This window comes from Pseudomonas sp. Tn43, from assembly GCF_014192635.1.
Classification (GTDB): domain Bacteria; phylum Pseudomonadota; class Gammaproteobacteria; order Pseudomonadales; family Pseudomonadaceae; genus Aquipseudomonas.
The window spans coordinates 28,548-49,094 of record NZ_JACHYG010000019.1 but is presented as its reverse complement, the minus strand read 5'-3'; the positions used below and the strand labels follow the sequence as shown (position 1 = coordinate 49,094).

Below are 20,547 nucleotides of genomic sequence, written 5' to 3'. Positions count from 1 at the left end.
CCCCGTTAAAAGGGGCACTGGAAGTTTGCCGCAATCGTGTGGACACGTCACCTCAGGGGGCAGGATCAGCGTCAGCTCAGGCGGGCGGGGGAGAGCATCTCGGCGTCCAGGCCGAAACGGATGAGCTGCTCGGGCAAGGCTTCGCCGCGTACCAATGCTGCGCTTGCCTGGCCCATGGCTGGTGACGTCTGGATGCCGTAGCCGCCTTGCGCCGCGACCCAGAACAGCCCTGGCACCTGCTGATCGAAGCCGGACAGCAAATCGCCGTCGCGCACGAAACTGCGCAGGCCGGCCCAGGTGCGGGTCGGGCGGCGGATGGTCAGGGTGGTGGCTTCTTCGATCTGGTAGATGCCCATGGCGATGTCCAGTTCTTCGGGCTGCACGTCGTGCGGTTCCACCGGGTCGGCGTTGGCCGGTGAGCCGAGGAACATTCCAGCGTCGGGCTTCATGTAGAAGGATTCATCGAGGCTGACCAGCATTGGCCAGTCGTGGATATCCAGGCCCTCGGGGCCGGCAAAGATAAAGGCTGCCCGGCGTTTGGGCTGCACGCCCAGAGGTCGGGCGCCGGCCAGTTCGCCAATCTTGTCGGCCCAGGCACCGGCGGCGTTGATGATGATCGGCGCGCTGAAGGTCTGAGTGTCGGTTTGAACCTGCCATTGCCCTTCGGCATCCCGGCTCAGGCTCAGCACTTCGCTGTCGGTATGAACCTCACCTTTATTGCGGCGGATACCGCGCAGATAACCCTGATGCAGGGCGTCGGTATCGATGTCGCTGGCGGTCGGGTCGTAGATCGCGCCGTGGACTTTTTCCCGCCGCAGGATCGGCAGACGCGCACAGGCTTCGTCGGCGCTGAGCCATTGCATTTGCGGCACCGTGGCTTTGGCGCTCAGGTATTGATTGCTCAACTCGGCCGGATCGCCGGTGAAATCGACAGTCATCTCGCCACGCGGGGTCAGCAGCGGGTGTTCGCAGAAACCGGGCGGTGGCGCGTCGAAGAAATCGCGGCTGGCCTGGGTCAATGCCCGAACCTGCGGTGTGCCATAGGCGGCGGTGAACAGCGCCGCCGAGCGTCCGGTGGAGTGATAGGCCGGATGGGATTCGCGTTCGAGCACAATCACCCGCCCGTGCCGGGACAGCCAGAAACCGGTGGAAGCGCCGGCAATCCCGCCGCCGATGATGATGAAGTCTGCCTGGCTCATGAACGTCTCCTGTGGGGGCGCAAATGCCGAAAGTGTGAATTTCCCCTGTAGGAGCTGACGAGTGAAACGAGGCTGCGATCTTTTGATTTTGCTTTTTAAAGGCAAGATCAAAAGATCGCAGCCTTCGGCAGCTCCTACAGGGGGTTGTGGTGTTAGCGCTGTAATTGGTAAAGGGCATTGGCCAGTGCGATGTCTTCCAGGCCCAGGCCGATGGAGCGGAAGAACACCGGGCGATCGTATTCGGGCCGCTGTACGTGTTCGCTGAGCAACTCGGGCAGGTCGCCGATGATCAAGCGCTTGTCCCAGCCATACTGTTCGCCGGCGATCAGCATCTCGCCGGCCGAGCCTGGCGTGGTCTGACGATAGTCACAGAACACCTGCATGTCATTGAGGCTCTGCGGCGGCACCTCATGGGCGCGTGGGGCGTTGGTGCTGATGGAGGTGATCAGCGCTGGCTTGCTCAAGATTGACGGGTCGAGCACTGGGCCGGCGGACGAAGTGCAGAGCATGATCACGTCGGCGTCTTCAATCGCGGTTTCGCAACGGTTGGCGAGGGTCAGTCGTGGGTCGAGGCTTTCAAGCTGTGCCAGCGCTTCCGGATTCTTGTCACTCAGGCTCGGCGAATAGAGGCTGATGCTTTGCCAGTCCCGCAGGCCCTTGACGTAGTGCAGGTGCGCCTGGGCCACTTTACCGCTGCCGATAATCGCCAGTCGCCGGGCCTTCAGCGGGGCGAGGGCATCGACCGCCACCGCCGTTGTCGCGGCGGTGCGTGCGGTGGTCAATTCACCGGCATCGCAAAGCAGTAGCGGCTGGCCGGTCTGCATCGACATCAGCAGCGTCCAGGCGGTCACCAGCGGGCCCTGCTCGCGCACGATGTAGGGCGAGGTCTTGACGCCATAGACGCCATCTTCGGCCAGTACACCCAGGTAATTGATGAAGTCCCCGGCACCCTTCGGGAATTCCACCAACTGTTGCGCCGGTTGCACGGCTTGCCCGGTAGCCAGGTCGCGGAACAGCTTGCGCAGGATCCGCGGCACATCAACGTGCGCCAGCAATTCACGGGCCTGGGGTTGGGTGATCACGTAAGGCGTGCTGGGCATGGTCGGCTCCGGGCGCTGAAAGTAAACTAATTTGTCCATTATGGACTTTTAGTTGTCTTGATCAAGCACCTGTTGAAAAAGCCGGACGAAAAAAAAGCGCAGTCCGTTTCCGGCTGCGCCTCTTTCTGAAGGCCCGGGTTACGGGCGCTTGCGCTCAACCGCCCGCAGCAGATGCGTCGGTGGCGTTTCACAACTGATCTTGCGACCCAGCAACGCCTCGATGGACGGTAGCTGGTAGGAGTCGTCTTCACCGGCAAAGCTAATGGACACGCCATCGGCGCCGGCACGGCCGGTACGACCGATGCGGTGCACGTAGTCGTCCGGGACTTCCGGCAAAGTGAAGTTGATCACGTGGCTGATGCCGTCGATGTGAATGCCACGACCGGCCACATCGGTGGCCACCAGCACGCGGATCTTGCCTTCGCGGAAACCTTCGAGGGTCTTGATGCGCTTGTGCTGCGGCACATCGCCCGACAGTTGCGCCGCGTTGACACCATCGCGCACCAGGCGTTCTTCGATGCGCCGCACTTCGTCCTTGCGGTTGGCGAAGACCATTACCCGTTCCCAGCCGTTATCGTTGACCAGGTTATAGAGCAATTTGTATTTGTCGGCTCCGGCCACCGCGTAGATGTGTTGCTCGACGTTTTCGCTGGCCACGTTCTGCGCTTCGATCTCGACGATCGAGGGGTCGGTGGTCCATTGCTTGGCGAGGTTCATCACGTCATCGGTGAAGGTCGCGGAGAACAGCAGCGTCTGACGCTCGTTCTTTGGCGGGGTCTGGCGAATGATCTGACGCACTTGTGGGATGAAACCCATGTCGAGCATCCGGTCGGCTTCGTCCAGCACCATGACTTCGACCATGTCCAGGTGCACGTCGCCACGCTGGTTGAAGTCGAGCAAGCGGCCCGGAGTGGCCACGAGGATGTCGCAGTGACGGGCTTCGAGCTGCTTGAGCTGCTTGTCGAAATCCATGCCGCCGACAAACGTCATGACGTTGAGGCCGGTGTATTTGGTCAGGTCGGCTGCGTCCTTGGCGATCTGCACCACCAGTTCCCGGGTCGGGGCGATGATCAGTGCCCGCGGTTCACCCATGTAGCGTTCTTTGGGCGGCGGGGTCTGCAGCAACTGGGTGATGATCGAAATCAGGAACGCGGCGGTTTTGCCGGTGCCGGTCTGGGCGCGACCGATGGCGTCTTTGCCCGCGAGGGTGAAGCCAAGCACTTGCGCCTGGATCGGCGTGCAGTACGGAAAGCCCAGGTCCTGAATGGCATGCATCAGTTCGGGGGCGAGTTTGAAATCGTGGAAGCGGGTTTTGCCTTCCTGGAGTTCGACGACGAAATCTTCGAGTTTCCAGGGAATAACCGGCGCTTTTGGCTTGGGTTCGCGACGCGGTTTTGGCGGTTTCGGGGCTTCGCTGCGCGGCGGCTCAGAGGCGATGGGCTTGGCGGCGGGAGCGGTCGGTGTGGTCACCGGTTCGTGTTTCGGTGCGGCTACGGTTGCGGTCCGGCCAGGCTGATTACCGTCGGTGCGGTGGCTGGGAGTGTGAGAAGGAGCGCTGGAGACTGGCGCGAGCTGCTCAGTCTCGCTTTTACCGAACATTTTCTTGAGTGCTTTGAGCACGGTCATCTCATCAATTGGTTAAGGAATATACGCCGGCCAGTGTAATGCAAGAATCGGGCGCGGCGTAGTGGGATGGATCAATGGGCAGCTTTTAACGCAAACGCTCGGCGAGCCAGACACCGATGTCACGAATTTCTTCGGGTAACACTTCGTGGCCCATTGGGTATTCCTGCCATGTCACGGTGACACCATGGTGCTTTAGATATTCGTAGGCGGTCCGGCCCATGGCGTTTTGCACCACCTCATCGTACTGACCATGCAACGACAGCACCGGAATGCGTTGCTGGCTGGCGGAAAGCTCGAGTTCATCGCTGAAGGTCGGGGCATAAGTCGAGAGAGCAAGTACGCCACCCAGCGGTCCCTGCCATTTCAAAAAGGCTGTGTGTAGTACCACTGCGCCGCCTTGGGAAAAACCAGCGAGAAAGATCCGCGAGGCGTCTATTCCGCTGGCCTTCTGCTCTTCGATCAAATCAACGACACGTTGCGCGGACGCTTCCAGCTGCTCGCGGTCGATCGCGCGGGCCGGGCTCATGGCCACTATGTCGTACCAGCTGGGCATCTGGTAGCCGCCATTAATGGTGACGGCACGAGTCGGGGCCTGGGGCAAAACGAAACGGGTGCTGAGCAGTTTTTCCTGTAGCGCTTCGGCTACCGGCAAAAAGTCGTAGCGGTCGGCACCCAGCCCGTGCAGCCAGATTACGCAGGCGTCTGCGGGCTTGACGGGTTGAAGAATCAGGGGCTCGGTCATGTCTGCTCCATTGTTGTGCGTGCGCTCTCAAGAAGTGCGAGGTTCGAGTGCGCAATGGGTTGATCAGTTAAGAAGATGTCGCAAGGTTGAAAGTTTTGCTATTGATCTTGCGCTGAATCGCTTTAGCGAGCGGTCTGGTACGGGCTTTGCTATGGGGAAGCCTGTGCAACCAATCTCATGCCTTGCGGTAACACTATCAGTGTATGGCTTGTCATGGGATAGCAAAGAATCCGGTGATGGATGTTCGCCAGTGGCCGCTACGGGCTTCGCGAACGTGAAAGGGCTACCGCCCGTTCGGCCGATTGGTGAGAAGGGAGTTATCCGGAACGCGGGTTTTCTCCTACTAGACTCATGGCGACGGTCCTGCGTCGGTTGACCCTAAAAAAAGCCAACATTGGGTCAATAACGCCTCATAAGGGTGCGACAGGGCTCAAGCTCCGACACAACAAGAGCAAAACTGGAGGTTTGAATGAAGTTAATGAAATCCACCCTGGCCATCGTGACTGCAGCCGCAGTGCTCGGTGTCAGTGGGTTCGCTCAGGCGGGTGCAACCCTGGATGCAGTGCAAAAGAAAGGTTTCGTGCAGTGTGGTGTGAGTGACGGTCTGCCGGGTTTCTCGGTTCCGGACGCCACTGGCAAGATCGTCGGTATCGATGCTGACTTCTGTCGCGCTGTAGCCGCCGCCGTATTCGGCGACGCGACCAAGGTCAAATTCAGCCAGTTGAACGCCAAAGAGCGTTTCACCGCCCTGCAGTCCGGTGAAATCGACATTCTGTCGCGCAACACCACCATGACCAGTTCCCGTGACGCGGGCATGGGCCTGAAGTTTCCTGGCTTCATCACTTACTACGACGGCATCGGCTTCCTGGTAAACAACAAGCTGGGCGTCAAGAGCGCCAAAGAGCTGGATGGCGCGACCATCTGCATCCAGGCCGGTACCACCACCGAGCTGAACGTTTCCGACTACTTCCGCGGCAATGGTCTGAAATACACCCCGATCACTTTCGACACCTCTGATGAAAGCGCCAAGTCGCTGGAATCCGGTCGTTGCGATGTGCTGACTTCCGACAAGTCCCAATTGTTCGCCCAGCGCAGCAAGCTGGCCTCGCCGAAGGACTACGTGGTTCTGCCGGAAACCATCTCCAAAGAGCCGCTGGGCCCGGTCGTGCGTAACGGCGACGACGAGTGGCTGGCCATCGTGCGCTGGACCGGTTACGCCATGCTCAACGCCGAAGAAGCAGGCGTCACTTCGGCGAACGTCGAAGCTGAAGCCAAATCCACCAAGAACCCGGACGTCGCTCGTCTGCTGGGCTCGGACGGTGAATACGGCAAAGACTTGAAAGTGAAGAAAGACTGGGTGGTCCAGATCGTCAAACAAGTCGGTAACTACGGCGAAGTGTTCGAGAAGAACCTCGGCAAGAAAACTCCGCTGGAAATCGACCGCGGGCTGAACGCTCTGTGGAACGCTGGCGGCATTCAATACGCACCACCAGTGCGCTGATGGTTCTATCACCCGGTGGGCCAACCACCGGGTGATGTTCTGTTCCATTATTTGCGGGGCACTTCATGCAAAATTCAATCGGCGCACCTAAGCAGAGGCTCAGCCTCAGCGATCCACGAGTGCGTGCGTGGGTATTCCAGATCATTACCATTGTGGCGGTGGTCTCGCTAGGCTGGTTTCTGTTCGATAACACGCAAACCAACCTTCAGCACCGGGGCATTACCTCGGGTTTCGACTTTCTTGAGCGCAGCGCCGGTTTCGGTATCGCTCAGCACTTGATCGACTACACCGAATCGGACAGCTATGCCCGTGTGTTTGTCATCGGTTTGCTCAACACCCTGCTGGTCACCTTTATCGGTGTAATCCTGGCGACGATCCTCGGTTTCATCGTCGGTGTGGCACGGCTGTCGAAGAACTGGATTATTGCCAAGCTGGCGACGGTCTATGTAGAGGTCTTCCGTAACATTCCACCGCTGTTGCAAATCCTGTTCTGGTACTTCGCGGTGTTCCTGACCATGCCAGGGCCACGCAACAGCCATAACTTCGGCGACACCTTCTTCGTCAGCAGCCGCGGCCTGAACATGCCCGCAGCGTTGGCGGCGGATGGTTTCTGGCCGTTTGTGGCGAGCATCGTCGTGGCTATCGTGGCCATCGTGCTGATGAGCCGCTGGGCGACCAAACGCTTCGAAGCCACCGGCGAGCCCTTTCACAAATTCTGGGCAGGCCTGGCGCTGTTCCTGGTGATCCCTGCGCTGTGTGTCTTGATCTTCGGCGCGCCCCTGCACTGGGAAATGCCAGAGCTCAAGGGCTTCAACTTCGTCGGTGGCTGGGTGCTGATCCCGGAACTGCTGGCGCTGACCCTGGCCTTGACGGTGTACACCGCGGCGTTCATCGCTGAAATCGTGCGTTCGGGCATCAAGTCCGTCAGTCACGGCCAGACCGAAGCGGCTCACTCGCTGGGTTTGCGCAATGGTCCGACCCTGCGCAAGGTGATCATCCCGCAAGCCCTACGCGTGATCATTCCACCGCTGACCAGCCAATACCTGAACCTGGCGAAAAACTCCTCGCTGGCGGCCGGTATCGGTTATCCGGAGATGGTGTCGTTGTTTGCCGGTACGGTGCTGAACCAGACCGGGCAGGCGATCGAAGTCATTGCCATCACCATGAGCGTGTACCTGGCGATCAGTATCAGCATCTCCCTGCTGATGAACTGGTACAACAAGCGCATTGCGCTGATCGAGCGGTAAGGAAAAGCGCATGACGACTCATACTTTCAAACCCGACATGCCACCACCGAGCAGCAGCATCGGGGTCGTGGCGTGGATGCGGGCGCACATGTTCTCCAGCTGGATCAACACCCTGCTGACGCTGTTCGCGTTCTATCTGATTTACCTGATAGTTCCGCCTATCGTGAGCTGGGCGATTCTCGACGCCAACTGGGTCGGTACCACCCGCGCCGATTGCACCAAGGAGGGCGCCTGCTGGGTGTTCATCCAGCAGCGCTTCGGCCAGTTCATGTACGGTTATTACCCGACGGACCTGCGCTGGCGCGTAGACCTGACCGTGTGGCTGGCGGTGATTGGCGTGGCGCCGTTGTTCGTCGCACGCGTTCCACACAAGGCCATCTACGGCCTGAGCTTTCTGGTGCTCTATCCGATCATTGCCTACGTCCTGTTGCACGGTGGCTGGTTCGGTCTGACCGAAGTGGCGACCAGCCAATGGGGCGGCCTGATGCTGACTCTGGTGATCGCCACCGTTGGTATCGTCGGCGCATTGCCGCTGGGAATTGTGCTGGCCCTGGGCCGGCGTTCGAACATGCCGGCGATTCGCGTGGTCTGCGTGACCTTCATCGAGTTCTGGCGCGGCGTGCCGTTGATCACCGTGCTGTTCATGTCTTCGGTGATGTTGCCGTTGTTCCTGCCCGAAGGCATGAACTTCGACAAACTGCTGCGTGCGCTCATCGGTGTGATCCTGTTCCAGTCGGCCTACATCGCTGAAGTGGTGCGTGGCGGTCTGCAAGCGATTCCCAAAGGTCAGTACGAAGCGGCTGCAGCGATGGGGCTCGGCTACTGGCGCAGCATGGGCCTGGTGATTCTGCCGCAAGCCCTGAAGCTGGTAATCCCGGGCATCGTCAATACCTTCATTGCGCTGTTCAAGGACACGAGCCTGGTGATCATCATCGGCCTGTTCGACCTGCTCAACAGCGTCAAGCAAGCCGCCGCCGACCCGAAATGGCTGGGCATGGCCACTGAAGGCTATGTATTCGCGGCCCTGGTGTTCTGGATTTTCTGTTTTGGTATGTCCCGCTACTCCATGCATTTGGAACGTAAGCTGGACACTGGCCACAAGCGTTAGGAGCGTAGTTTATGAGTGAAGCGATCAAACAGCCTGTGAGCCCTGAAGGCATTATTCAGATGCAGGGCGTGAACAAGTGGTACGGCCAGTTCCACGTGTTGAAAGACATCAACCTGAACGTCAAGCAGGGCGAGCGTATCGTCCTGTGCGGCCCGTCGGGTTCCGGCAAATCCACCACCATCCGTTGCCTCAATCGTCTGGAAGAACACCAGCAGGGCCGCATCGTGGTCGATGGCGTGGAGCTGACCAACGACCTCAAGCAGATCGAAGCGATCCGCCGTGAAGTCGGCATGGTGTTCCAGCACTTCAACCTGTTCCCGCACCTGACCATTCTGCAGAACTGCACCCTGGCGCCGATGTGGGTACGCAAGATGCCCAAGCGCAAGGCCGAGGAAATCGCCATGCATTACCTGGAGCGCGTACGCATTCCGGAGCAGGCGCATAAGTACCCGGGGCAATTGTCCGGCGGTCAGCAACAGCGCGTGGCGATTGCCCGTGCGCTGTGCATGAAACCGAAAATCATGCTGTTCGACGAACCGACGTCGGCCCTCGACCCCGAGATGGTGAAAGAGGTACTGGACACCATGATCGGCCTGGCCGAAGACGGCATGACCATGCTTTGCGTAACCCACGAAATGGGCTTCGCCCGTACCGTGGCCAATCGCGTGATCTTCATGGACAAAGGTGAAATCGTCGAACAGGCTGCGCCGAACGACTTCTTCGACAACCCGCAGAACGAGCGGACGAAGCTGTTCCTGAGTCAGATTCTGCATTGATTGGTTGAGCGATAGCGTTACTAAGAGCCCCGCAGACAGCGGGGCTTTTTTATGGAACCGATTTAATCTTTTGCCTCTCGTCTTTGCAGTGCAAGGCGCACTGCGCGAAGTGCATTGAGGCGTCCATGGCCGTAGTAATGGCTATGGCCGTTGAGGTCATATTGGCCGAGCGGCCCGTCGTCGGCATGGCCGATTTTGTCGCAACAATCGGCGAGGATTTGTCGAACGGTTTCGCGATCCAGTGTCGGGTTGATGCCAAGCACCAGAGCGGCGACACCAGCCGCGCCAGGGCAGGCGCTGGAGGTTCCGCTGAAAAGCTCGGTATAGGCGTCTCTGGCCGAATTGCCGAACTTGCCGCTCAGGTCCGTCGTGCGAATTCCGCGGGTTTGCACGTTTGACGTGGCGGGCTTGAACTTCGGATCCGGGTGCGATTGGTCGCCGCTGGGAAAGCAGCACCAGAGTGCCTTGCCAAAGTCGCTGTAGGCACTGCGCCGGCTCTGGTCATTGCAGGCGCCAACAGCAATCACCATGGGATGGCTGGCATACCCATCGTTATCCACACGCTCGTTACCATTGCCGGCACCAAAGAATATGAGGCAGCCTTTTCCATTACGGCCCTTGGTTGCCGCGTACTCGATGGCCAGGCGGGTGCTGGCGGCCAGCGGGAACACATTCGTGTGACGAGAGTCGGTGGGATCGGCCCAATGGCCTTCGGCCGGCCCCCAGCTGCAGGAAATAATGTCGGCGCCCTGATCGGCGGCCCAGAAAAAAGCGTCGGCTTCCGCACGCGCGCCCAAGGGTTTGGTGAGTTTCAACGGCATCAGACTGGCTCGGGGGGCAACGCCGCTGGCTCCCGCTTCACCATTGGCACAAGCGACACCGGCGGCGGCAGTGCCGTGGCGTTCAAACGCATTTTTCGGGCGTGGGCCTTGCTTGGCGTTACGCCGATCAAAGTTTTGCGCTGCAATGATTTTGCCTTCTCCCGCGAACTCGGGATGGTCGATATCAAAGGCATCATCGATGACTGCAATTACAATCCCTTCCCCTAACGCGAGGTCATGGGCGGCTTCGACGTTGGCGCTGGCGTCGATTTCGACTTGATAGGTCACAGTAGTTTTCTTCAGGTGCCATTGATTGGCGTGTATCGCCCGGCGTTTCCCTTGGCGGAGCATTTCCGGGTGGCAGTACTCGATGTCATCTCGTTTGAGCCATTCACAGGTCAGTGCGCACACATCGGCGCCCTGGACGTCCGGATGATGAACGAAGAAGGCATTCAGCGCGTAGGGCACCTGTTGTTTGATCCTAAGGCCCAACTCATCGAGTATGGCCAGGCACTGCGTGGTGGAGAGGGGATCAATAAACTTCAAGAAAATGTTCTCGGTGTAGAGAACGGGTTCTTGAGTGTGAGGATCCACCAGCACGCTGCCGACGAAACGTACGTCCGACAACCCGCGCAGCAAAGCCTTGCATCGTGAAACGTCCGAATCCTGCGGCAGTTTGAACACCTGAACGTCGGCGTCCTCGACATGCAAAAGCAGTTCGCTGCCCTCAAGCGCCGAGTAGGCCGTTTCGCAACACAAAGCCTGTGCCAGCTGTTTTCCTGCGTGACTGCGTACGGCCAGCAGTTGCCGATTTTTCTCCAAGACAAGTGGGCGGCTGTGCCGTCTGCCGAAATTTACTTCTACCATGAGTTTTTCCATTTCCCTTTGGACAAGTGACGAGCGAAAACACCCGCAAATCAATGTCCGAAGTCTGGAGTTCCTTGCCGGCGAGGGATGTCGGTACATTCTTGTCGGCTAGGTGGGAAATCTCTCTGGATATAAAGGGATTTTGCGATTCAATTTGTAGGCTTTACGCTTTTGTCGCTGTTGGACCGTGTAGATGAGCGGAGGTTGTCTGATTGGTAGAAGCTGACTAACATGTCAGAAAATTCATCCTATGATTGGATGAAAGGGCGAATTCCATGTCAGACATTTCTCCATTAATCAAACGCTCCCTGGTCGATCAGGCCCTGGATCAGTTACGCCTGCGCATTAACCAAGGCATCTGGACGGTAGGCCAGCGTTTGCCCACCGAGCCGGAACTGGCGACTGAGCTGGGCATCAGTCGCAACACCGTGCGCGAAGCCATGCGCGTGTTGGCGTTTTCCGGGTTGATCGAGATTCGCCAGGGCGACGGCAGCTATCTGCGGGCGGTGGTTGATCCACTCGACACCATGAAGGCATTGTCCCGTTGCACTCAGGAACAGGCTCGGGAAACCCGGCACATTCTGGAAGTCGAAGCCATTGGCCTGGCGGCATTACGTCGCACTGATGAAGACCTGGTGGCATTGCGCGAAGCGCTCGACGTCAGCGCCAGTCACTATCACGGCGATCTCGATACCTACATCGCCTGCGACCTGGTGTTCCACCGCCGTCTGGTGGACGCGGCGCACAATTCGACACTCAGCGAGCTGTATCGCTACTTCTCCAGCATCGTCGGCGCGCATTTGCGCCAGACCCTGAACATCTCACCTCGACGCCAAGCGGTGTTCGACCTTCATGTCGAACTGCTCGAGGCCGTCGAGCAGCGTGACCCGGAACGGGCCAAAGCCTTGACGAGGCAGTTGATCAATGAACCTTGAAACCGAGAGCCCCATGTCCAGCCAGCAGGTCAGCAACAGCAGCCTCATTGAGTGCAAACGCACGGCGGAGCTCGAAGAGCTGTTGATCGACGCCGAGGCCGACGACGAGCAGGTTCAACAAACTCACCCGGTCCTTCAGCGGCCGTGGCTGCTGTTGCTTGGCCTGATTCTGGTGGCGCTGAACCTGCGTCCGGCGCTGTCGAGCATGGCGCCGATGCTCAGCGAGATTTCGAGGAGCCTGGGGCTATCGGCTGCCCAAGCCGGGTTGCTGACCACCTTGCCGGTACTTTGTCTCGGGCTGTTCGCCCCATTGGCACCCGTGCTGGCGCGACGTTTTGGTGCCGAACGGGTGGTGTTGGGGATTCTTCTGATGCTGGCCGGCGGGATCATTTTGCGCAGTTCGTTCGGCGAGACGGGCCTGTTCGCCGGGAGCGTGCTGGCCGGCGCCAGTATCGGGGTGATCGGCGTGTTGCTGCCTGGCATTGTCAAACGCGATTTCCCGAAACAGGCCGGCACCATGACCGGCGTCTACACCATGGCCCTGTGCCTGGGTGCGGCCATGGCGGCGGGCGCGACTGTGCCATTGAGCGAGCATTTTGACAAAAGCTGGGCCTTGGGCCTCGGCTTCTGGGTCGTTCCGGCATTGGTTGCGGCGATTTTCTGGTTGCCGCAAATCGGTCAGAAACACGGCGCGCACCATGTTGCCTATCGGGTTCGAGGGCTGTTGCGTGATCCGCTGGCCTGGCAAGTGACGTTTTACATGGGCCTGCAATCGTCTTTGGCCTACATCGTGTTTGGCTGGCTGCCGTCGATTCTGATCGGTCGCGGTCTGACGCCGACCCAGGCCGGTCTGGTGCTGTCGGGTTCGGTGATTGTCCAGTTGATCAGCTCGCTGGCAGCCCCCTGGCTGGCGACACGCGGCAAGGATCAGCGGCCGGCGATCGTGATCGTCATGGCCATGACCCTTGGTGGTTTGTTCGGTTGCCTCTACGCACCGATCGATGGCCTGTGGGGCTGGGCGATCCTGCTGGGGTTGGGGCAGGGCGCCACCTTCAGCCTGGCGCTGACCCTGATCGTGCTGCGTTCGCGGGATGCCCATGTCGCGGCCAATCTGTCGAGCATGGCCCAGGGGTTCGGTTACACCCTGGCCTCCATGGGGCCGTTCGCGGTTGGCGTGGTGCATGACTGGACCGGCGGCTGGAGCGCCGTGGGCTGGATCTTCGGTGTTATCGGTCTGGGCGCGATCATCGCCGGCCTCGGTGCCGGGCGTTCGTTGTACGTTCAGGTTCAAAGCGAGAAAGTCTGACGTTTTGCGCACTGTCGGTATTCGGCCCACGAATGCCGATAGTGTTCCGCGCAGTTGTTGACTATCGTTGCAGGCTATCTTTCGAAGCAACATTGCAATCCAGAGAGCCTGCCCATGAGTGATGCCCACAACGCCTTGATCACCCGGTTCTACCAAGCCTTCCAGCGACTCGATGCCGAGGTCATGAGCGCCTGCTACACCGACGATGTGGTATTCAGCGATCCGGCGTTCGGCGAACTGCGTGGGCGCGATGCCGGTGACATGTGGCGCATGCTCACCACCCGGGCCAAGGACTTCTCCCTGACCTTCGATAATGTGCGTAGCGATGAACGCACCGGCGGTGCCCATTGGGTGGCGACCTACCTGTTCAGCCAGACCGGCAATACCGTGGTCAACGACATCCAGGCGCGTTTCGTGTTTCGTGACGGCAAGATCTGCGAGCATCACGACAGCTTTGATCTGTGGCGTTGGTCGCGTCAGGCGCTGGGTTTCAAAGGGCTGTTGCTGGGCTGGACGCCGATAGTGAAAAATGCCGTACGGACTCAGGTGCTTAAGGGGTTGAAGGCGTTTCAGGAAAGTCGCTAACTTCTTTGTTGATAAAGTCAGGGTACTTTGTGATTGCTCAAAGTACCCTGACTTTTTGTGAAACGCTCAGAGCTTATAAATGGTGAAGCCCTAATTTTCGTCCCGCTTTGACGAAGAGGTAGGGCGATGAGGGGGAGAAAGATCCTCGACAGAAGTTTCCATCAATGTAGGTATAACGCATACCATTATTGTGCAGGTTTGCAATTACCTCACTGAGCGGAATTTCACCTTGTATAGGTCGAAGAATGTCCACGCCGTATGTTTTGGCAAGTTGTGCATACTCTGCTTTTAAGTTGGCGATATCATGAATGATTCCAAGACGAAGCAAAGTATCTCCACCGAACTCTGTGAGCAGGTAATCAGGCACGCCCATTGCTCCGGCAGCGTGGATATGAGTTCCACCTTCTCCTGCGAGCTGGGCATGGAACAATCTATAGTTCGCCCTGGCCTGTTGCCCCTTGCGCGAATAAAACCTCATTTCGGTGTTGGCCGGTAAATTGAATCTATGTTTGCCAAAACGTGGGAACCCATGAGCGTCTATCAATAAACGATTGGCTTGCCTTCCTCCACTGTATAGCTCGTACTGTACTGCCGCATTATTATGACGAGATGCCGTGTTGAATTTTATTGTCCTCATGTATCCTGGTGGCATACCCACTCCTCTTGCAATAGTGGCTTCGGTTACTCTGGTGGCCGATATCAGTCCAGCCCCCCCGCTGGCCAATCCTGTAGCAAATGACCCCCAACCTAAATATGTCGACAGCTGGCTATCACTGTCTTCTAGGGCTTCAGCGGCGATACTCAAGCCCGCTGATACGATAGCAAGACCGACAGCGGCAACTGTCCAGGATAGTGATGTCCCTCCTGTGACAAGTGCGAGGGCGATACCCAATCCACCCCACACGACATTCTGTACATAAGGCCTGTCAATATAAGCATGATGGAGCACACTTACGTTCTCGTAGGAATGACGTACTGGCGAGTAACCACTAGGGTCGGAATAGTTGATAGGGTCATTGTTACAGTAACTGTAACTATGTGGGCCGCCACTGCCGAAAGGGCTTAAGCTATCTGGGGTTTGGAAGACTTGAATTGATGGATTATAGACGCGAACTCCATTTCCAAGATGGTAGTTTCCGCTAACTAGATCGATCGGTTGACCTTTAAAGCCCAGCCAGCTTCTTGATCGGTAATCAACTTTACGATGGCCAAAGGGTGTATAAGAAAAATAGGTTATTTCGTCGCTGGAAAGATCGTAGTTGGCGATCAATGAACCGTCGGCATCCTTGAGTTCGAAACTATTAGTGGTAGATGAGGCTCCAGTATCAAAACGCAAGGTCTGCTCTTGTAGAACGCATGAGTCACTCTCGTTTAATAAAATTGACGTACGTTCGGTGTACTTTCCTTCATCTAAAAAAAATCCCTGCCTAGCATACTGATAGTCTCCTAGATAATAGAAATTGTCAGTGTATTCAGCGCCGGTGCAGGCTGCAACTCTTCCAATTGAATCATAAGTGTATACGTAGGCTTTGCTGCCCTCAACGAGGTGCTGGATCAACTGTCCTGCACGGTTGTATTCAAGATGATCATTGTTGAGCCTGAAGAGTCTACCTTGGTTGTCGTGACTCGCAATGTACTCAGTGGACATCTGGTCATGGTTTTTCAGGTGGATTGAATCAAGTTGAGAATAATCCGTTTCAGGGTGAAGGTAAGTACGAACTGCTGTTGTGTTGGTGGAGAAGGTTGTGTAATAGGAAAGTCCACCACGTGTGTCGTATTTGAATGTCTGTTGTGTGATGGAGTCTTCCGATTTATCTTTCGGATAGAGTGTTCCGCTGCAGAAATAAGCCTCAAGTTGTCCTCCAGACGTATAGGTATAGGTCTCCTGGCTTAGCATGGTTTTTCCTGTAGACTTCTCTACGCTAGTTACACGCCCGGTCGAGTCAAATGTGCGTACGATTTTAAAGTCAAGATGATCGCGGATTGAAAAAGACCGACTGTACTCCCGCCCTAAATTGTCGTATTCGTAAGAAATTATTATTTGTTTTCCGCTTTTTTTGTCCGTGATTGTTTCTACGTTTAGATTGCGGTCTTCGCTGTAGTCTAGTGTTTTATTGAGTTTTTCGCTCCATGTTTTTATTAGATCAAAATTGTCATATATATAAGAGGTTGAATTGTCGAAAGCGTCAGTTGTTTGCAGCAGTAAACCATTTAGCGAATGGAAGGTCGATTGTTCTTTGTGTAGGGTTTCTGTGAATTCTCGCTCTTTTTTATCATAGCTGATGGTTATGGGTAATATTGTTGTCGGTATGTTTACATAGTCGTTGGTTTTTCCCCATTGAGTATTACCGTCGTAGCTATAGGTTTGTTTGCGACCACCAATGTTAGTGCTGACCACACGATCATAGCTATCTAATTTTCTAGTGCCCAGGATGCCGTTACCAAAAGTTTCGTATGGGCTGTTAATGTCTTCACCATTCTTGTGTATCATCGCAGCAATTGCAATCGGGGCCGATGTGTGCTTGGGGTAGTGATTGGTGATCACAGTGTCGCTGTTAATGACGCCCGTCAAACGCTGGAATCGATCATATTCATAATGATAAGTCGGAAAGAAGGATGAGGTTTCCTTGTATAGCTGGCCTGATACGTCAGTGAAAAGGGTTCGTGATCCAGCAAGATTGCCGTTGACGTAAAAGAACTCATCATTGTTTTTTCCACCATCTGTGGAGTCCGTCTCATGGTTGGTATAGCCGCTGTAGGAAGATGACCGTTTTATCATGTGAGCGGAATTTCGACTTATTGGGTCGTAGGCGAAAATATGCTCGGAGCCGTCATGAGCATGCGCTTTGTATTGGTTACCCCAGTCATCATATTCGATCTTCCAGCTCTGATAGCGCAATTGCCTTCCGTCAGGGTAATAGTCGTATTCCTGAGTTAGCTCGATACGACCGACGCCATCGTATGAGTTGTTGGAAAGGCGCAACCAGCTTTCTGATTTCAAATTGTAGTATTCGCTTTTTATTGGCCGTCCCAAGCTGTCGAACTCATTTCGGTACTTTTCCCCAGAGGGGGTTTCCATGGTAACTGTGAAGCTTTTTTCTGATGTGATATATGTGAATTTTGTGGTGCTGCTAAATGTACTGTGACCGACAAAATCCGTTTTTTCGGTTAAGCGTCCGTACATGTCATATTTATAATCTGTTTTCGTGGAGTTATTATCTTCGGTGGTAAGTAATTCGCCTGTAAAGGTTGATAGTGATTGCTTGGAATTTATTCTCAGTCCTTCTTCGGTTATCTCAGTGCTGGAGCTGGTCGTAATTGATCTTGTGTGGTATTGGTCAACTGTATTGACTTGTTCGTACTCTATTTCTATGAGGCGGGTTGAAAGGGGGTATGGAATGCCATTGCCGTCTATGATCGTCTTACTCTGACGTTTGATACGTCCGCTATAAAGGTCGTCGTTGTTCTCGTAATAGACGATGCCTCGAATGATCATTCCTTCCCAGGATTTCAGTTTTATCCCGTCATCCGACAGTGGGTTGTGGATGGTGCCGATGTGTGAGAGTTTAATAGCGTATTTGTCTGGCGGTAATTTTGGTGTGCGTACTTTTGTATATCCGTAGAATGTCCATTTCAAATTTTTGCGCACGTTATTGACGTAGCAATAAGTTTTTTCCGATTCCAGGAAAACCTTGAATAGATCAGGGTTTTCTGGGCAGATTATATGGATTGGGAGGTTATATTCATGTTGGCCGTAGTCGCTTAGGAAAGCTGTTTGGGTAGTGATGTCTCGTTGTGCAATGCTCCGTGTTATACCTAAAGTGTCACTGGCAGCCTCGGTGAGTGGGAAGGTGATTGTTAAACCTCTTGCTATACTTGCCAGTATTCCCTTTGAATAAGTAAACTCGGTTTTTGTATGGTTCTCGGTTTTCATGCCTTTGTAATAAGTTAAATCTGTAATGATTCCGTCTTTTTCTATTCTGACAATATTTCCATCCTCGTCATAATTTGTTTTTATGCTTTCTGTTCTTGAGTGATCATCTCGTTCGTAGGTGGTGATCGTTTCGCATTCCAGTTTATTTGATAGGCTATCAAATCTTTTTTTTGACTCCGTCGTGAGTATGGAGCGACCTTGGGTGCGAACTTCCTTTGTTTGTTGGCCAAGATTGTCATAATGGTAAACAGTCGAAATGTTTTTTTCTAGATGTATCTGAGTGGCAGTGGTTGTACCTTCTTCTGTGTTGTAAGTGTATTGAGTGGTAATGGTGGGTTGACCGTTTAAGGTGATTAGAGAGTGTTCTTCTACTTTGTTGTCGCTGGTGTACTTGATGATTTCTTTTAATCCGCCAGGATGGTTTATTTCGGATACTAAAAATTCTTTGTTGTAAATTATATATGTTTTTTGGCTTGATATTGCTTTGGTGGTGAGGCGCCACTGGGCGCTGTTTAATTCGACAAAACTTAAATCTGTAGTGTTTGGATATTTTATAATTTTTAGAGTTGGAGCATCTTCCTGTTTATGGTTTTGAACGTAAAGCGTGTGCAGGAGATCATATGTGTCATCTTTGATGGTGTGTAGTTGAATGGCCTCGGCCTCAAGTTTCCATTCAATAGTTAAAGAGTCACCAGTGTCGGTATATTTTTTCGTCAAAACGTAAATGGCTGCTTTTTTGTTCTTGACGGTAGTCGAGTGAAAATTTGTGTAAATCTCCTTTGTGCCGTCTTTGTAGATTATCTGAATAGTCTCCTTGTTTTGAATTGTGGTTTTTGTAGCGGTCAGGCCTTGCAGTTCAACGGGGAATGTGTCGGCTTCGAAGCGTTCTCCATTGGTTAATAAGAAGTCATATTTTTTTGGGCTGCCTTCATAAGATACGATGTGATTGATCCTCAGATCCCAATCGCACCAAGACAGGCCACCAACCGATGGGTGGCGTATGTTCAGATCTAATGCTGGACCTCGCCCAGAGTTGCCATTTATAAAGGCGATAGGTAAGTCAATTTGGAATGTCCCGGTTCTTGTATTTACCATGCCTGTCATTGGGTTTTCTCCTTGAACATATAAAACGGTTTTACGTTTTCCTATGCTAGGAGGGGAGGGAGTACTGGCCTACTGTCAGAATTGACAGTTCTATAGGTTAATTAGGAGTAAGTGTATTTTTTATATTCTTTTTTTGGTTGATGAAGGCTGCTGGCGGTGAGAAACGCCGTTCGCGCTCAAGCCTTGAAGGAGTTAAAGGCATTCCAGGCCAGTCGCTGATAAGATCGCGGCTTGTTTTCCTACAAGCCTTGACCGTCCCGTGAACACCTCAAGCGAATCTTCCGTCACTGCCGCCGAACCGCCGCTGCCTGTCAGCAAACCCTGGTTCGTCTACCTCGTTCGCGCGGCCAATGGTTCGCTCTACTGCGGGATCAGCGACGATCCCGTCCGCCGCTTCGCTATTCATCAACGTGGCAAAGGTGCGCGTTTCTTCCTGTCCAGCCCGGCCGTGGCGCTGGTGTACACCGAAGTCTGTCGCGACAAAAGCGAAGCACTGCGGCAGGAACGATTGATTAAAAAACTCAAGAAAAGCGCCAAGGAATGTCTGGTGGCGAGCGCGGCTGCGGGCTTATCAACCTGACTGATAAGGGCCCATCAGGCAGATGGGTAGGCCGCGTACGGATTGCGCGCTAAGCTGCGGGTTCCTTATCCGAGCGACGGAACCGAGCATGTCCGAGTTGATTCTGCATCATTACCCGACGTCCCCTTTTGCCGAAAAGGCTCGCTTGCTGCTGGGCTTCAAGGGGTTGTCCTGGCGTTCGGTGAACATCTCGCCAGTGATGCCGAAACCCGATCTGACGGCGCTGACCGGTGGCTACCGCAAGACGCCGGTGTTGCAGATTGGCGCTGATGTCTATTGCGACACCGCGCTGATGGCACGTCGTCTGGAGCAGGAAAAAGCCTTGCCGGCATTCTTCCCGGAAGGTCAGGAAATGATCGCCGCGACCTTCGCGGCATGGGCTGATTCGGTGGTGTTCCAACATGCGGTCAGCCTGGTGTTCCAGCCGGCGTCGGTGGCGGTGCGCTTCGGTAAATTGTCACCGGAAGCGATCAAGGGGTTCCTGGCCGATCGCGCCGGTTTGTTCAGCGGTGGCAGCACCACACGGTTGTCGGCGGAGCAGGCCCGGCATCAGTGGCCAACGATCATGGCGCGTCTGGAGCAGCAGCTTCAGCGCGAGGAGGGGGACTTCCTGTTCGGCGAGCCGTCGATTGCCGATTTTGCCCTTGCCCACTCGTTGTGGTTCCTCAAAGCGACGCACGTGACGTCACCGTTGGTGGATGCTTACCCGGCCGTGTCGGCGTGGTTTGGCCGTGTGATGGGTTTTGGTCATGGCGCGTTCAGCGAGATGACCTCTGAGGAAGCGCTTGAAGTTGCGCGCAACGCTACACCGGCCGCATTGCCGGATGAGCAGTTCGATGAGCCGAACGGGTTCGAGGTTGGCCAGCAGGTGATAATCGCCGCGACCGATTACGGGGTTGATCCGGTGGCAGGTGAGTTATTGTTTGCGGGCAGTGAAGAATTAATTCTGCGACGTGAAGACGAGCGGGCCGGCGTGGTGCATGTGCACTTTCCGCGGTTCGGGTTTCGCATCGAAGCGCAGTAGGCGCTAATCATTGAATTTTTGTTCATGCACTAACTTGTGGGAGCTGGCTTGAACTGCGATGAGGTCAGCCCTGCAATATTGATGTTGCCTGA

General features: G+C 55.3%; 15 protein-coding genes. 9 read left to right on the top strand and 6 right to left on the bottom strand.

The features are described 5' to 3' along the window. Positions 1 to 71: 71 nt before the first annotated feature. From FHW68_RS26150 to FHW68_RS26135, 4 genes are all read right to left on the bottom strand, one after another. Entirely contained in the window at positions 72 to 1,199 is a 1,128-nt protein-coding gene (locus FHW68_RS26150; protein WP_183683781.1) for an FAD-binding oxidoreductase, read from the bottom strand. Positions 1,200 to 1,351: 152 nt separating this feature from the next. After that, on the bottom strand, positions 1,352 to 2,299 hold the full coding sequence (locus FHW68_RS26145) for an ornithine cyclodeaminase family protein (protein WP_183683779.1): 948 nt from the start codon (positions 2,297 to 2,299) through the stop codon (positions 1,352 to 1,354). Positions 2,300 to 2,437: 138 nt separating this feature from the next. Next, entirely contained in the window at positions 2,438 to 3,925 is a 1,488-nt protein-coding gene (rhlB, locus tag FHW68_RS26140) for an ATP-dependent RNA helicase RhlB (RefSeq protein WP_183683777.1), read from the bottom strand. An 85-nt stretch (positions 3,926 to 4,010) separates the two neighbouring features. Next, a complete protein-coding gene (locus FHW68_RS26135) occupies positions 4,011 to 4,667 on the bottom strand; it encodes an alpha/beta hydrolase (protein ID WP_183683775.1) in 657 nt (218 codons plus the stop codon). Positions 4,668 to 5,136: 469 nt separating this feature from the next. Here FHW68_RS26135 and FHW68_RS26130 point away from each other — a divergent pair, with 469 nt between their 5' ends. The 4 genes from FHW68_RS26130 (at position 5,137) to FHW68_RS26115 (ending at position 9,299) form a co-directional block, all read left to right on the top strand. Then, positions 5,137 to 6,168, top strand: coding sequence for an amino acid ABC transporter substrate-binding protein (locus FHW68_RS26130; RefSeq protein ID WP_095632502.1), 1,032 nt, complete (start codon positions 5,137 to 5,139; stop codon positions 6,166 to 6,168). Positions 6,169 to 6,233: 65 nt separating this feature from the next. After that, the gene (locus FHW68_RS26125; RefSeq protein ID WP_095632501.1) at positions 6,234 to 7,415 is read left to right on the top strand and encodes an amino acid ABC transporter permease; all 1,182 of its coding nucleotides are present in this window, start codon (positions 6,234 to 6,236) and stop codon (positions 7,413 to 7,415) included. Between the two features lie 10 nt (positions 7,416 to 7,425). Beyond that, a complete protein-coding gene (locus tag FHW68_RS26120) occupies positions 7,426 to 8,523 on the top strand; it encodes an amino acid ABC transporter permease (RefSeq protein WP_095632500.1) in 1,098 nt (365 codons plus the stop codon). A gap of 11 nt (positions 8,524 to 8,534) precedes the next feature. Further along, positions 8,535 to 9,299, top strand: a complete 765-nt coding sequence (locus FHW68_RS26115; RefSeq protein WP_008053474.1) for an amino acid ABC transporter ATP-binding protein — start codon at positions 8,535 to 8,537, stop codon at positions 9,297 to 9,299. Between the two features lie 62 nt (positions 9,300 to 9,361). On the opposite strand, the gene FHW68_RS26110 is transcribed toward FHW68_RS26115, so the two are convergent. Next, entirely contained in the window at positions 9,362 to 10,999 is a 1,638-nt protein-coding gene (locus tag FHW68_RS26110) for a S8 family serine peptidase (RefSeq protein ID WP_168185086.1), read from the bottom strand. A 263-nt stretch (positions 11,000 to 11,262) separates the two neighbouring features. Between FHW68_RS26110 and FHW68_RS26105 the strand changes: the two genes are divergently transcribed. The 3 genes from FHW68_RS26105 to FHW68_RS26095 all read left to right on the top strand — a co-directional run bounded on the left by FHW68_RS26105 (position 11,263) and on the right by FHW68_RS26095 (position 13,813). Then, positions 11,263 to 11,922: a FadR/GntR family transcriptional regulator gene (locus tag FHW68_RS26105; protein WP_095632498.1), complete on the top strand. Its 660-nt coding sequence runs from the start codon at positions 11,263 to 11,265 to the stop codon at positions 11,920 to 11,922. Further along, positions 11,912 to 13,228 carry a CynX/NimT family MFS transporter gene (locus FHW68_RS26100; RefSeq protein WP_095632497.1) on the top strand — a complete coding sequence of 439 codons (1,317 nt, stop codon included), beginning with the start codon at positions 11,912 to 11,914 and terminating at the stop codon, positions 13,226 to 13,228. The genes FHW68_RS26105 and FHW68_RS26100 overlap by 11 nt, the downstream gene beginning before the upstream one ends. A 114-nt stretch (positions 13,229 to 13,342) precedes the next feature. Continuing rightward, the gene (locus FHW68_RS26095) at positions 13,343 to 13,813 is read left to right on the top strand and encodes a nuclear transport factor 2 family protein (RefSeq protein WP_095632496.1); all 471 of its coding nucleotides are present in this window, start codon (positions 13,343 to 13,345) and stop codon (positions 13,811 to 13,813) included. A 73-nt stretch (positions 13,814 to 13,886) separates the two neighbouring features. Here the strand turns inward: FHW68_RS26095 and FHW68_RS26090 are convergent, their stop codons facing one another. Then, complete coding sequence (locus tag FHW68_RS26090) at positions 13,887 to 18,851, bottom strand: RHS repeat-associated core domain-containing protein (RefSeq protein WP_183683773.1); 4,965 nt, start codon at positions 18,849 to 18,851, stop codon at positions 13,887 to 13,889. Between the two features lie 259 nt (positions 18,852 to 19,110). Here FHW68_RS26090 and FHW68_RS26085 point away from each other — a divergent pair, with 259 nt between their 5' ends. After that, a complete protein-coding gene (locus FHW68_RS26085) occupies positions 19,111 to 19,431 on the top strand; it encodes a GIY-YIG nuclease family protein (RefSeq protein ID WP_095632494.1) in 321 nt (106 codons plus the stop codon). Between the two features lie 88 nt (positions 19,432 to 19,519). After that, the gene (locus tag FHW68_RS26080) at positions 19,520 to 20,455 is read left to right on the top strand and encodes a glutathione S-transferase family protein (protein ID WP_183683771.1); all 936 of its coding nucleotides are present in this window, start codon (positions 19,520 to 19,522) and stop codon (positions 20,453 to 20,455) included. The last annotated feature ends 92 nt before the right edge of the window (positions 20,456 to 20,547 follow it).